Below are 13,905 nucleotides of genomic sequence, written 5' to 3'. Positions count from 1 at the left end.
GCAGTAGAACTATTTCTAGTTTCTCAGATACAGATTTTGGACTTCTTTTGGACATAATAAAACTCCCCTCATAGTTTCTAGTGAAAATTTTTGTTTTTTCACTGTCCACTATAAGGGGAGTATATCAGTCCTCTAGCAGACCGATTTTATCAGATTCAAAGTCGGCGTGGTTCACAAAAAGCAACAATTGCCCTTGCACATCAATTATTAAAAATAGCTTATATCCTCTTAAGAGAGCAGATAACGTATCCTGAATTTTTAGCACAGAAAAAGACTACTAGGGACGAGCTAGTAGCCTAACATAAAAAATTTTTTCGCTTTGATTATATCATAGGGAGGGAGTTTTTGCATTCTTTTGAGTTTTCGTATAAGAACTCGACTGGTCAAAAAAAGAGTTCGTCAACAATTTTTCGTTTTAAGTTGTTGAGCTGAAACAGTCTATCCCCAGACATCAATTTATGTGAGCTGACTGCTGTCAGCTTATATCTCCCGCTTTAAAAGGTCTCCCAGACCTTTTAAACTCCCACCCTCGCATAGCTCCAAAGGTTTGGGAAACCTTTGGAGGTCGGAGATAGAGCGAACAGAGTTCGCTACAAAACAGTCAGAGTAGTGACTGTTGGAGGTTGGAAATAGAGCGAACTTTGTTCGCAACAGTCGTAATGGTCAGATTTGGAGTGTAAAACACGAACTGCTGAGATTTGCTTTGCAAATCTTATCTCCTACCTTTAACAGTCTCCCAGACTGTTAAAGCCAATCAACCACTGCGCTGAGATGTTGACACGAACTCTGAAAAGTGGTGCTAGGCTTGAGCCCAGCCTCATGTTGACTGGATGACGTTCTCAGGGTCAATTTTAGTGATACCTAGAGAAGTTGCCACATCTTCTCAGTAGATAAATGTAAAGAATTCATAAGCAGATTTTCTGTTGTATGCAGCTCGTTTGACGCTGTTACCTTGTGAACAAACTAGGTTGATGACATTTTGTGTCAAGTGGTCAAAGCTAGTTCTATTATTAAGAATATCCTTGTTAGCAGTGCTTATTTCCCATTTCGTGCCATAATCACAGCCACTTGCATTAGGATATCTAATTGCATATTCAGTTCTATATTTCCTTTTCTGAGTTCTATCAACTCACCTTGTTCTTTTGTCAGATTATCGACAGTTTTGAAGGAACCAGTTGTTCTTGCTTGTTTAACTCACTTGTCAAAGGTTGAGGGGGTTAAATCATATTCTTTAATCAGTTCACTGCGTTTTCTTCCTGCATTGTGAAGGTCGACAATTTGTTGTTGAAACTCATCAGTAAAGTGACGGCGAATTTTTCTAGACATATCTGTTCTCCTCTTTTCTTTAGAGTAGAACACTTTATAAATTCAGTCTAGTTCAGTGTAAGCAATTCAAGTTGTCTTTTATTACCATATTTCTCCTAACTTCTCTTGAGTTTGTAGATGGGACTTCTCCTAACATAAAAGCTATAGACGAGTTCAATTCCTATTTGAATATCATTGCGATCAGAGAGAATTATGTAACTATTTTGCATTGTTAGCTACTAACTTATCTCATAGTAAAGCCTTCCTTATTTTTGTCTCAGTTAAATTTCCTGTTTTGTAATAGGCTAGAATTTACTTTGAAACTTTTGGAGAATGAAAATTTTAGATAAAATACTTGCCATTTTGAAAAAAAATTGGTACAATTAAGTGGTTATAATCTATGGCTCTTTAAGAGACCATGGCAGAAAGGAATTTTTATAATGAAAAAAGATATCCATCCAGAATATCGCACTGTTGTCTTCATGGACACTACTACTGGTTACAAGTTCCTTAGTGGTTCAACTAAGAAAACTAGTGAAACTGTCGAATTCGAAGGTGAAACTTACCCATTGATCCGTGTGGAGATTTCATCAGATTCACATCCATTCTATACTGGACGTCAAAAGTTCACTCAAGCAGATGGCCGTGTGGACAAGTTCAACAAAAAATACGGTCTCAAATAAGAAAAACAACCCAATTGGGTTGTTTTTTCTTTGCCTCTATAAATTAGAAAAACATTCACAAAGGTTTTCATACGCAGGTCTGACTCAGTCTAAACCCATTTTTCATAGCTTGCGTCAATATCACAGCAAAATGGTTGATTTCTCAAATAATCCAGGAGACTGCTTGATATTGGAAATATAACAAACATAGTTAGTTTCAAAATAGTCCAGTAGAGTGATATTGTTCTGGGAGCTGTTTCGGCCTGACCCTAGAAATCAAAAGAGTGGTTCAAGATTGGGGATAGGATTTGAATAGCAAATCTCAGCATTTTGTGTCATAAACTCCAAATCTGACCTATACATCTAGAAATCGGCTGTTTTAGCTCAACAACTTAAAATTTAGACTAGTTGACAAACTCTTTTTTATAGTATAGCTCTTTCCCAATTCCATTTTTCATACCTGATTGACAAAATGAATGCCAGTGGTTTCCAACTCATAAAGAATAGATTTTTTTATTGAAAGATAAGTAAGAAGTGAATTTTCTGACAATTTATGCTATAATTAAATCGATATTCAACAGATAGGAATGAAATTATGTCTTCTCATGTATTGTTTACTATTTTTGGTGCTAGTGGCGATCTTGCCAAGCGCAAATTGTATCCATCTCTATTCCGACTTTACAAGGCGGGACATATCCGAGAAAATTTTGCAGTTATCGGTACAGCTCGTAGACCCTGGACCAAGGAATTTTTTGAGCAAACTGTGATTGAATCACTCGGTGATTTGCCTGATACTCCACGCCAGGCTCATGAATTTGCCAGTCATTTCTACTATCAGAGCCATGATGTAAATGATACAGAACATTACGTTGCTCTTAGAAAATTGCAAGATGAACTGTGTGAGAAATACGATACCCAACACAACAAGGTCTTCTTCCTCTCTATGGCACCTGAATTTTTCGGAACCATTGCCAAACACCTCAAGTCTGAGAGCATCGTTGACGGACAAGGTTTTGAGCGTTTGATTATCGAAAAACCTTTCGGAACAAGCCTTGCAACTGCAAGCAAACTCAATGATGAATTGGCCGCTGCCTTCAATGAAGACCAAATTTACCGTATCGACCATTATCTTGGTAAGGAAATGGTGCAAAACATCTTCGCTGTCCGCTTTGCCAATATTATATTTGAACATATCTGGAACCGCGATTACATTGACAATATCCAAATTACTTTTGCTGAGGCGATTGGGGTTGAGGACCGGGGTGGCTACTACGACCATTCTGGTGCCTTAAAAGACATGGTTCAAAACCATGCACTTCAAGTCCTTTCTCTCTTGGCAATGGATAAGCCAGCCAGCTTTAAGGAGGAAGATGTCCGCGCTGAGAAGATCAAGGTCTTCCAACACTTACGTCAACCTTCTGATGAGGATCTCAAACGCAACTTCATCCGTGGTCAATATGCAGCAGGTTCTATCGACGGAAAAGACTACGTTAGCTACTTGGATGAACCAAATATTGCCGAAGCTTCTCAGACAGAAACCTTTGCAGGAGGTGTCTTCTTCGTTGATACTGACCGTTTCCGTGATGTACCTTTCTTCTTCCGCACAGGTAAACGCCTGACAGAAAAAGGTACGCGCATAACCATTACCTTCAAACATGCGGAAGATATTTTCGGTCAACCTTCTGAAGCCAACGTCTTGACCATCTTTATCCAGCCAACAGAAGGCTTTATGCTTTCTATCAATGGTAAGGAAGTTGGTTCCCACTTCGCCCTTACTCCTGCCAAACTCAACTTCCGCCACAATGCAACTGCTCTTGGAAATTCACCCGAAGCCTACGAAAAACTATTTTTCGATGTCCTAAATGGTGATTCTACTAACTTTAGCCATTGGGAAGAGGTTAAGGCAAGCTGGAGCTTGATTGACCGCATTGTTGATTTATGGGCAAATAACCAAGTCCCACTCCACACCTACCCAGCAGGAACCATGGGACCACAAGCAGCCTTTGATTTGCTAGAAAGCTACGGTTGCAAGTGGGTATGGACACCAGATGTATGGTATCGTGAACGTGGCTTATTGAAATAGTCATTTAGTTTATCTTTGATTACTTCGTTAACTCGCTTTGCCGTACTTTAGTACAGCCTACACCTCGTTGCCTTGTACTAAAAGCAAACTAAACAACTACATACAAAAACTGGAGCAATCCAGTTTTTTCGGAGATTTTTTATGACTGAAATAAACACCATTCTCACCCAACTTGAAGCAGCCAGCCATACTGGCACCCTCAAGCGTTATGAAAAAATTGGCGAAACCAAGCCCTATTACGGCGTTCCTATGGGAGCTATTTCTGGTATCGCCAAGACTTATAAAAATCGATTGGACTTGTTTGTTCCACTCTGGCAAACAGGTGTTCTAGAAGCTCAATACCTAGCTATTCAACTGGCTAAGACTAAGCCCAACCAACTGACCCTAGAGGATTTAGAAAATTGCCTCGATGAACAGGTTTCTGTCAATGTCTTAGACAAACTAGCTTCTATCATTCTAAGCAAACGAAAAGACAGTAGGGATTGGGAAGAAATCTTACTTGCCAAAGACGAGGCCATCTTTAACAGACTAGGCTGGTTCCTCCGCGCCAAATACTTTGCTGGAAGAACTGCTTCAAATAAAGAAATTGAAGAAACTCTAGACCATATTCGCCTGCATTTGCAAACCGTAGACCCACAAGTTCAATGGACCATGAACCAATGCTTGGTGGAGATTGCGGTTGCCTATCCTGACTACCTGGAACAAGGGCTTGTAATCGGTCAGGAATTGGCAGTCTATGTGGACATGAAAGTACCAAAAGGCTGTACCTCTGCCTATGCTCCCGACTGGATTGAGGCATTGTTGAGGAGGAAATAAGATGCAACATAAAGGAACTCAGGTATTAGAAACCCAACGCCTAGTCTTACGCCCTTTTCAAGCAAGCGATGTTGAACAAGTCTTCCAAAACTGGACTTCAGATGAAAATGTTACCACCTATCTGACCTGGTCAACTCATCAGACACTCCAAGATACTGAAGACTATGTCCAGTTCTGTCTTCAATCCTATTCACAGGAAAAAACATACAGGTGGGTAATTGAGCTCAAAGAAAATCAGCAACCTATTGGAGATATTTCCGTTGTCAGCCTTGATGAAAGAGTCCAAGCTGCTGAATTGGGCTGGGTGTTAGGTAGTAAATGGTGGGGGCAAAATTATATGCCCGAAGCGCTTGAAGCAGTCACTCACTTTCTGCTGGAAGAAGTGGGTTGTTTACGGATTACGGCTGTTCACGATAGTGAAAATCGTCCTTCTGGTCGCGTTATGGAAAAAGTCGGCATGACCTACGAAGGCACTCTCCGAAAAGCCGCTCGAAACAATCGTGGTATTGTGAATATTGCCATTTACTCCCTACTGCATACAGATAAGAAAAGTCGCTAGTTTTTCAACTAACGACTTTTTTCAATATTACACCAATCCCTCTAAAAGTCCACGCATGAACTCTTCGGATTTAAATTCTCCAATGTCATCGATTTTTTCACCGAAACCAATTAGCTTAACTGGAATATCCAATTCCTGACGGATAGCAAGAACGACGCCACCTTTTGCAGTACCGTCTAGCTTGGTCAAAACAAGACCTGTCAATGGGGTAATTTTTGCAAATTCCTTAGCTTGACTGAGGGCATTTTGACCTGTTGAGGCATCTAGTGCTAAGAGGGTTTCATGCGGTGCATCAGGTAGGGTCCGTTTGATGATGCGACCGATTTTTTCTAGCTCTGCCATAAGGTTTTCTTTATTTTGCAAGCGACCTGCTGTGTCAATCATGAGAATGTCCACACCTTCTGCTACGGCACGTTTAACCCCGTCAAAGACTACGCTGGCTGGGTCTGACTTTTCAGGACCAGTGACCACAGGCACATCAACACGACGGCCCCATTCGACCAGCTGGGCTACCGCACCCGCACGGAAGGTATCTGCTGCGACCAACATAACCTTCTTGCCAGCCTGCTTATACTTATAGGCCAACTTACCGATAGAGGTTGTCTTCCCAACTCCGTTAACACCGACAAAAAGCATGACAGTTAGGTCGTCCTGGAAGTTGATCTGCTCGCTGAACTGGCCATCTTTTTCGTAAATATCCACCAATTTTTCAATGATAACCCGGCGGAGTTCTTCCGTCTTTTTAGCCTTCTGTAGCTTGGCTTCATAGCGGAGCTCCTCTGTCAGTGTAGAAGCAACTTGTACACCTACATCTGACAAAATCAGCATTTCTTCTAACTCTTCGAAAAATTCTTCGTCTACCGAACGGAAATTGGCAAAGAATTCGTTAAGCCTTGCACCAAAGCCTGTACGAGTTTTTTTCAAGGTCCGTTGGTACTTATCCTGCTCACTTTCTTGCTCTACTGGAGCAACTTCCTCAACAGGCTCTTCCTTGGCCTTAGTTTGAATAGCAGGGTCAAATCCTTTTTCCTGCGCTTCCTTAACACGAGCCGCAGCAGCTTCCTTGGCTGCGTAATACTGGGCCATCATATCCAAAGTCCGTTGTTTTTGAGCTTCTTGCTCGGCAGTCAATTCTTTCTCTGTTCCTGATAGAAATTCTTCTTTTTCTTGACTGACAGACTCAACCGTATCATTTACATTGTCGTCGCTAGAAGCCGACTGCTCTGTTTCCATTTCTTCAACAAGAGCAACCTGCTCCTCTTGCTTTTCTTGTCCAAATAATCGATCAAATAATCCCATACTTAGTCCTCATTCAATACATAGTGCTCGATGGCCCAAGCAATGCCATCTTCATCATTGGTTTTTGGTAAAACAACGTTTGCTGCTGATTTGATTTCTTCAGTTGCGTTTGCCATAGCAACCCCTAAACCAGCCCATTCAATCATAGATAAGTCATTTCCTTCATCACCACAGGCCATGACTTCTGACTGGTCAATCCCCAGATGTCCTATCAACTTAGCCAAGCCATTTGCCTTGTGAACCCCTTTGGGGCTCCACTCAAGTAAGATATCGCGTGATTTGAAAATCTCGAAACGATCGTACAATTCCGCAGGAATTTTTGGAATTTGACCATCTAGAAATGCTGCATCTACTGCTGAGACTGCCTTATTGTAGACAAAATCTTCTGGCAGCTCCTCATCTGAAACATTGATTTTATTCAAAAGTGGATTGGCTGTTAGGTAAAGAGATTCATGGGCAGCTGGAAGCGAGTAAACATCTCCGCCGTACAAAACATCCAATGGCAAATCCAATTCATTTGTCACACGACGGATGGCACGGACATCTTCAATGGTGAATCCCGTTTTATCTAAAATTCGGCCGGTATTTTCCTGAACCAGACCACCATTAAAAGTGATAGAATATTGATTTTCTCCAAGTAAATCTAGTTCTTCTAAGAAAGCTCCAATAGCTTGCAAGGGACGACCTGTGGTCAGAACCACGTAGACACCACAATCACGCGCAGCTTGCAAGGCCATTTTATTGCCTTCTGAAATCCGTTTGTCAGATGTCAGTAGCGTTCCATCCAAATCCAATGCAATCAACTTAATTGCCATTTACTAATTCCTCCATGTATTCTATGACAGATTCATCATCACAATGACCAATGACTAGGTCTGCTTGAGCCTGTACCTCATCTATGGCATTCGCAGTTGCGATTGAGACCGATGCCAGTTTTAACATCTCCAGATCATTTTGGTTGTCTCCAAAGGCAATCAGTTCCTTTCCTGTTAGACCAAGGTGTTGGCACAAATGAGACAAACCAATTCCCTTATGTACACCTGACAAGATAATATCAATCGAGGTAAAACCAGTTGTAACTGCAGTCAATTGTTTGAAATGATGATTAATCCAGTCTTGAGTTGACTGCCGCTTGGATTCATCGACATAGAGATTCAACTTAATAATCGGCTCAGAAATATCTTCAAACTGTTCCACCAAAGCAATATCATGATAATAGTCTGATAAGATATTATACAGTCCAGTGTCAACTGCTTTCAGCATATATGAAGCGGTTAAGCCAGATAAGGTCACATGCTGGGCAGCTACGTGCCCACTCTGCACCAGTTCCTCTACTAAAGAAAGGTAAGTTGCTGGCTGAATTGGATCATCCAGGTAAATGGTCTGATTGCGATAAACAACAACTGCTCCGTTCTCAGCTACCAAGGCAATATCATCTAAAAATTCTTCAAATAACTGTTTAAGACTTGGCAGAGAACGACCGCTAGCCGCTACAAACAAATAGCCCTTTTCCTTAAACTGCGTTAACAAATTTCGAAAACGACTGGCATCAAATCCATGGTCATTTCGTAAAAATGTCCCATCCATATCTGTTGCAATGATTTTCTTATACATAACAAACAACCTCCGTCCAGTCCTTTTATTATACCATATTTCGCCCTATTTCCCTTTCGTCTAGTCGAATTTCCATCAAGAAAAAACCTGGAAAATTCCAAGTTTTTCAAGTTCTTAATCTGTATAGGCTTCCACATCTTTCAGTTTGACCGACACAATCTTGGACACGCCAGATTCCTGCATGGTCACCCCATACATAGCATCCGCCGCCGCCATTGTCCCTTTTCGGTGGGTCACGACGATAAACTGACTGTCCTTGTCAAAGCGATTGAGATAGTCTCCGAAACGTTTGACATTGGCCTCATCCAAGGCCGCCTCCACCTCGTCCAAGATGACAAAAGGAATGGTCTTGACACGGATAATGGAAAATAGCAGAGCGAGGGCCGAGAGGGCCTTTTCGCCACCTGACATGAGGTTGAGCGATTGGATTTTCTTACCCGGAGGCTGAACTGAAATCTCCACACCCGCAGTCAAAATATCCTGCTCCGTCAATATCAAGTCCGCAGAACCACCGCCAAACATCTGTCTGAAAGTCTGCTTAAAGCTTTCGCGAATGGCTTCAAATGTGACCTTAAAGCGTTCCTTGACTTCATCATCCATTTCATGAATAGTGTTCAAGAGCAAATCACGCGCCGACAATATATCCGTCCGTTGTTCATTGAGGAAGGTCAGGCGGTTATTGACCTCATCATACTGCTCAATGGCATCCAGATTGACCGGACCTAGGGCTCGAATTGAACGTTCCAAGTCTTTCAAAGTTTGTTCAGCAAGAGGTAAATTCTCTACTTCGTTTGCCTGATCCTGAGCCGCTTCAAAGCTCAATTTGAAATGCTCTGTCAAATGACCAAGTAAGGTCCGTAGTCGGTCTCCAGCCTGCTCACAATCAGCTTCTAACTTGGCCTGTTTGCGAATGAGGTCATCATTATTCAAACGAGCCTGGTCCAGACGACCTTCCAAGTCTTCAAACTGACCATCAATGTCTTCCAGTTCAAACTTAAGACGAATCTGAAGTTGACTCGTTTGGCTCTGCTTTTCAGACGCCGTCTGCAACTGCTCTGCCAAAATTTCGACACTAGTATCTTCTAAAGCCTCAACTTTCTGGTTAATCAGGTCTTCTAAGATAGAGATATCTTTCTCGGTAGCAACTTTTTCTTCTCTCAAGCGTGTCAAGTCAGTCTGTTCAAATCGAAGCTGACTAGATAGATCAGCCTGTTCTACAGTCAATTGCCCCTTCTGAGTCTGCAAGGTTTGCAAGCTCTCTTGGATACTATCACGATTGTCGCGTACCTGATTGATTTGCTGATCCAAGGCTTGTTTCTTTTCTGTCAAAGCTTGAAGATTAACTTCTTCCTTAGCCGCTTCTTCTTCCAACTCCGTTAGAATACTTGGACTGACTTGACTCATTTGCAGGTCGTATTGGGCTGTCACTTGGGCCAGTCTATTTTCTGCCTGTTCCTGATGAATCCTTGCACTCTGCTGGTTCAATCTAGCCTCTTCACCCTCGGTCTTAATGCTTTCCAAGCTTTCTCTAAACTGGTCTAAACTAGTTTTCTTAGCTGCAACTAAGCTTTCTCGCTCCTGCAACTGACTAGATAGCTCTGCTATTTCTCCTAAAAGAGCATCGAGTTCTGGTTTGATAAATGTCGTGCTGTTATTCCGATTGCTACCACCAGCAAAGGCACCACCTGGACGGATTTCCGCTCCATCCATGGTCACCATACGTACTTGAAACTTGGTTGCACGCGCCGCCTGATTAGCATGCTCAATGGTGTCAAAAATCGCAATAGTACCCAGTAAATTTTGGAAAATCGCATCTAGATTTGGTTGGTAGGTCACGAGGTCGCTTGCCAGCCCCAAGAAACCATCTGAGGCTTGAAGTAGGGCAAGTTGCTGACCCGAAAGCTGGCGAGGCTTTATAGTGGTCAACGGCAAGAAAGTCGCACGACCTTGCCGTTTTTCTTTCAAAAAGGTAATGGCACGTTTGGCAGTCGCTTCATCTTCAACGATGACATTTTGACTAGCCCCACCAAGAGCAATCTCCAGTGCTGTCTGGTAGCGAGTATCGAAAGTCAATTGTTCACTGACAGCCCCGATGATGCCACCCAGACTAGACGAAGCCTGCAAGACAGCCTTAACACCCGCGTAGAAATTGGAGTGATTTTTTAAGATGGCTTCCAAGCTAGCTTGACGTGCTTGTTTGCCCTTCAATAAATCCAGCAAGTCAAAGAGACTACTTTGCTCAGCCTGATAGGCAGCCTGAGCCTGATCTAATTCTTCTTTCTTAGTCTGATAGCTTGCAAGTAAGGCCTGCAAGACTTGATCAGCCTGTTCTAATGCAAATCGGCTCTTATCCAATTCTTCTTGAGCCTGATTTTTCTCATCCTGTAAACGAGACAGATCTGCGGACTTGCTTTCTGACAGACTGATTTGATTGGCAATGTCCTGCTGAAGCTTGGTCAAGCGGTTTGACGCTTCTGCCTCTTCCTGCATAAGCGCCACATACTGCTCACGCAAATGATCCAAAACCTGATCAGGATCTTCAGAGAAGTAGGAAATTTCCTTATCCACAGCAGCAATATCTTCTTTCAAGCTAGACAAAGAAAGCTCCAACTGAGCAATTTTTTCTTGCCTTTGCCCAATCTGTTGTTCCAAACCAGCTCGCTTCTCTAGCATGCTTTCCAAACGCTCTTGAGCCTCTTGACGACTGGATTCATTTTGACTTGATTCCAGTTTATGGACCTCAATTTTTCGCTCCAGGTCACTGATTAACTTGGTCAGATCCAGCAAAACAGCCTGTTCACGTTCCATCTGTTCAGATAAACGATGACGCTTTTCTTTCAAGGTCTGGTTTTCCTGTTCCAATTCAGACCGCTGTTGGTAGTAGCTGGTCAATTCAGTTTTTACGGTATCGAGTTCAGCCTCTTTTTCCGATAATGTTTCCTTACCAAGCATCAATTGAGCAACCAAAACATCTAGGTAAAGTGCCTTGCGTTGCTCTTCCAATTCCAAAAATTTCTTGGCTGTCTGAGCCTGCTTCTCCAAGGGTTTGACCTGATTGTCCAACTCGTAAATAATGTCATCCAAACGGTCCAAGTTACCCTGGGCCTGTTCCAGCTTACTTTCCGTTTCTTTCTTACGGGTCTTGTATTTTAAGACCCCTGCCGCCTCTTCAAAAATAGCACGGCGTTCCTCTGGCTTAGAATTAAAAATCGCTTCAACTCGCCCTTGAGAAATAATCGAGAAAGAATCACGACCCAAGCCAGTATCCATGAAAAGATCATGGATATCCCGCAGACGAACTTTTTTCCCATCAATCAGGTACTCACTATCACCAGACCGATAAATATGACGCTCTACCTTGATTTCTTTCTCTTTGTGAGCAATAAAACCTGAACTATTATCCAAGGTTACAACAACAGACGCGTAATTGAGTGGTTTCCGACTCTCTGTTCCGGCAAAGATAACGTCAGGCATCTTGCCTCCACGCAGGCTCTTGGCAGAAGATTCCCCCAAGGCCCAACGCAGACTTTCTGTAATATTGGACTTGCCAGAACCATTCGGTCCCACAACGGCCGTCACTCCACGGTCAAAGACTACCTTAGTCTTATCCGCAAAGGACTTAAAGCCCTGCATTTCAATCGATTTTAGAAACATACCTATCCTCTAGCCTCCACAGCATTTTTTGCGGCGGCTTGTTCAGCTAATTTCTTAGAGCGACCACGACCACGACCAATAACTCGGTGATCCGCAGACACTTCCACTTCAAAGGTCTTATCATGGGCAGGTCCAGACTCGGCTACCACACGATAAGTAATTGCGATTTCACCATTGACCTGCAAAATTTCCTGCAAGGCAGTCTTGTAGTCGGTCACGCGCTCAAAGTTCCCTTTCTCCAAGCGAGGAATCATGACCTTATGGATAAATTCCTCCACGGTCTTTTCCCCCTTGTCCAATAGCAGAGCTCCTAAGAAAGCCTCGAAAGCATCTCCTAAAATGGTATCGCGATTGCGTCCCCCAGACTTCTCTTCCCCTTTACCAAGACGAAGAAATTGATCAAAGCCACAGGCACGTGAAAAACTAGCCAAGGACTCCTCACGAACAAAGGTCGAACGTAACTTGGACATCTCTCCTTCCGGTCTATCAGGATATTTTTTATAAAGGTACTTGGAAATCATCAGTTGGAGAACAGCGTCTCCTAAAAATTCCAAGCGTTCATTATGTGAAATTTTTAGAAGGCGATGCTCATTGGCGTAAGAGGTATGGGTAAAGGCCGTTTCCAACAAATTCAAATCCGAAAAATCAATTCCAAAATCAGCCAAAAGTTTTGCATGTAAAGATTTCATGATCTTACTCCTTTCTAAATAAACGAAACATATAGTTTACATTTACTTTATCCAATAATTATACCACATTTCCCACAGTACTTCTCATGTCAACTCGGCTTTCAACCAAGCTCATAATAAAAACATTTACATATCTACTATTTTTCGATAGAATGGTAAAAAAAGAAGGGAGTTAGCATGCAGACAAATCCAAAACCACTCAACACCTCGCTCCTCTCCCTCCTGCAATTTATAGGAGCTATCCTCGTCATTGCCCTTCACTGCCGCAGGTTATTTGAAGCAGACCAGCTCCACTTCATCCAAAAATCCATCTTTAGTCGCATGGTCGTCCCCTACTTCATGGTCACCGCCAGCTTCTTCCTCCGACGCAACTACCCTAGCCTCTCCAAACAATACCTGATCCGCTACAGCAAGCAGTACCTGAGCTGGTCCGTCCTCTACCTACCCTTCTACCTCTTCTACCTAAACCTCCAAGAAATCCCCCTACTCTACTATCCCCTCGCCCTCCTGGTCGGTCTGACCTACACCGGTACCAGCTACCAACTTTGGTACATGCCCGCCTTCCTGCTAGGTCTTGTCCTCGTCCACTATTCTTTAAGGAAATGTGGCTGGCGCATCACAGTTTGTCTCGCCTGCATTCTCTATCTCCTCGGTTCTATCGAAACCTACTCCTCCTACCTGGCAGAATCGGCTTTACTAACCGCATTTGACAATTACAAAACCTTCTTTTTCACCAGCCGCAACGGCCTCTTCTACGCACCAATTTTTGTCTTAACAGGCACTTACCTAGCCGACAGATATAACCATGCCATTTTCCAACACCGACAAAAAACCAAATTGCTAGTTTCTACAGTCATTTTACTCTGCGAAGCTACAATCATTTACCTCAATCAAGGTTATGATAAAAACTTTATTTTCAGCCTTATTCCATTCACAGCCTTTCTAGTCGCTTGGAGCATGACAACAGACCTCTTTCGCCAGAAAAAACTCCAATTTCTCAAAGAATACGCTAGTTACTATTATTTTATCCATGTTATCCCAGTCGAAGTCAGCTTTTTCTTCCTTGAAACTAGTTCCCTGACCAAAATACAGCAAGGTTGGTTAGTCTTCTTTATAACAATAGCAGTCTGTCAGCTACTCACTGTATTCATCAAGAAAATTGCTATCAGTCATAAACTTCATCAACTTTCTGGACAAAAAAATAAAACCTATGAATAAGGTTTA

The 13,905-nt window shown here is 42.5% G+C and carries 10 protein-coding genes and 3 pseudogenes; 6 read left to right on the top strand and 7 right to left on the bottom strand.

Features of this window, described 5'->3' with window-relative positions; genetic code table 11:
* Positions 1–126 precede the first annotated feature (126 nt).
* Positions 127–292: pseudogene (locus NF418_RS06330) on the top strand (IS110 family transposase); the annotation flags it as partial.
* Positions 293–817: 525 nt separating this feature from the next.
* On the opposite strand, the pseudogene NF418_RS06325 reads toward NF418_RS06330, so the two are convergent.
* Both NF418_RS06325 and NF418_RS06320 read right to left on the bottom strand, forming a co-directional pair.
* Positions 818–1,033, bottom strand: a pseudogene (locus tag NF418_RS06325) (IS30 family transposase); the annotation flags it as partial.
* Positions 1,019–1,326: pseudogene (locus tag NF418_RS06320) on the bottom strand (transposase); the annotation flags it as partial. The pseudogenes NF418_RS06320 and NF418_RS06325, both read right to left, overlap by 15 nt.
* Positions 1,327–1,745: 419 nt before the next feature.
* On the opposite strand from NF418_RS06320, the gene NF418_RS06315 reads away from it, so the two are divergent.
* The 4 genes from NF418_RS06315 to NF418_RS06300 all read left to right on the top strand — a co-directional run bounded on the left by NF418_RS06315 (position 1,746) and on the right by NF418_RS06300 (position 5,425).
* Positions 1,746–1,988 (top strand): type B 50S ribosomal protein L31, encoded by a 243-nt coding sequence (locus NF418_RS06315; protein WP_029177151.1) that lies wholly within the window; start codon positions 1,746–1,748, stop codon positions 1,986–1,988.
* 574 nt (positions 1,989–2,562) lie between these two features.
* Positions 2,563–4,050 (top strand): glucose-6-phosphate dehydrogenase, encoded by a 1,488-nt coding sequence (gene zwf, locus NF418_RS06310; protein ID WP_256778882.1) that lies wholly within the window; start codon positions 2,563–2,565, stop codon positions 4,048–4,050.
* 141 nt (positions 4,051–4,191) lie between these two features.
* Complete coding sequence (locus NF418_RS06305; RefSeq protein ID WP_256778881.1) at positions 4,192–4,866, top strand: DNA alkylation repair protein; 675 nt, start codon at positions 4,192–4,194, stop codon at positions 4,864–4,866.
* 1 nt (position 4,867) lies between these two features.
* The gene (locus NF418_RS06300; RefSeq protein ID WP_256778880.1) at positions 4,868–5,425 is read left to right on the top strand and encodes a GNAT family N-acetyltransferase; all 558 of its coding nucleotides are present in this window, start codon (positions 4,868–4,870) and stop codon (positions 5,423–5,425) included.
* Positions 5,426–5,452: 27 nt separating this feature from the next.
* On the opposite strand, the gene ftsY is transcribed toward NF418_RS06300, so the two are convergent.
* The 5 genes from ftsY to rnc form a co-directional block, all read right to left on the bottom strand.
* On the bottom strand, positions 5,453–6,724 hold the full coding sequence (ftsY, locus tag NF418_RS06295; protein WP_256778879.1) for a signal recognition particle-docking protein FtsY: 1,272 nt from the start codon (positions 6,722–6,724) through the stop codon (positions 5,453–5,455).
* 2 nt (positions 6,725–6,726) lie between these two features.
* Positions 6,727–7,539: a Cof-type HAD-IIB family hydrolase gene (locus tag NF418_RS06290; RefSeq protein ID WP_256778878.1), complete on the bottom strand. Its 813-nt coding sequence runs from the start codon at positions 7,537–7,539 to the stop codon at positions 6,727–6,729.
* The gene (locus NF418_RS06285; RefSeq protein WP_256778877.1) at positions 7,529–8,338 is read right to left on the bottom strand and encodes a Cof-type HAD-IIB family hydrolase; all 810 of its coding nucleotides are present in this window, start codon (positions 8,336–8,338) and stop codon (positions 7,529–7,531) included. Before NF418_RS06285 ends, NF418_RS06290 begins: the two co-directional genes overlap by 11 nt.
* 114 nt (positions 8,339–8,452) lie before the next feature.
* Positions 8,453–11,992 carry a chromosome segregation protein SMC gene (smc, locus tag NF418_RS06280; protein ID WP_256778876.1) on the bottom strand — a complete coding sequence of 1,180 codons (3,540 nt, stop codon included), beginning with the start codon at positions 11,990–11,992 and terminating at the stop codon, positions 8,453–8,455.
* Positions 11,993–11,994: 2 nt separating this feature from the next.
* Positions 11,995–12,681 (bottom strand): ribonuclease III, encoded by a 687-nt coding sequence (gene rnc, locus NF418_RS06275; protein WP_256778875.1) that lies wholly within the window; start codon positions 12,679–12,681, stop codon positions 11,995–11,997.
* A 177-nt stretch (positions 12,682–12,858) separates the two neighbouring features.
* Between rnc and NF418_RS06270 the strand changes: the two genes are divergently transcribed.
* Positions 12,859–13,899: an acyltransferase gene (locus NF418_RS06270; RefSeq protein WP_256778874.1), complete on the top strand. Its 1,041-nt coding sequence runs from the start codon at positions 12,859–12,861 to the stop codon at positions 13,897–13,899.
* The last annotated feature ends 6 nt before the right edge of the window (positions 13,900–13,905 follow it).

Origin of the sequence: Streptococcus suis, from assembly GCF_024509555.1 — a bacterium.
GTDB lineage: Bacteria > Bacillota > Bacilli > Lactobacillales > Streptococcaceae > Streptococcus > Streptococcus suis_AD.
The sequence above is the reverse complement of the archived record's forward strand: the minus strand, read 5'-3'. Positions and strand labels throughout refer to the sequence as shown.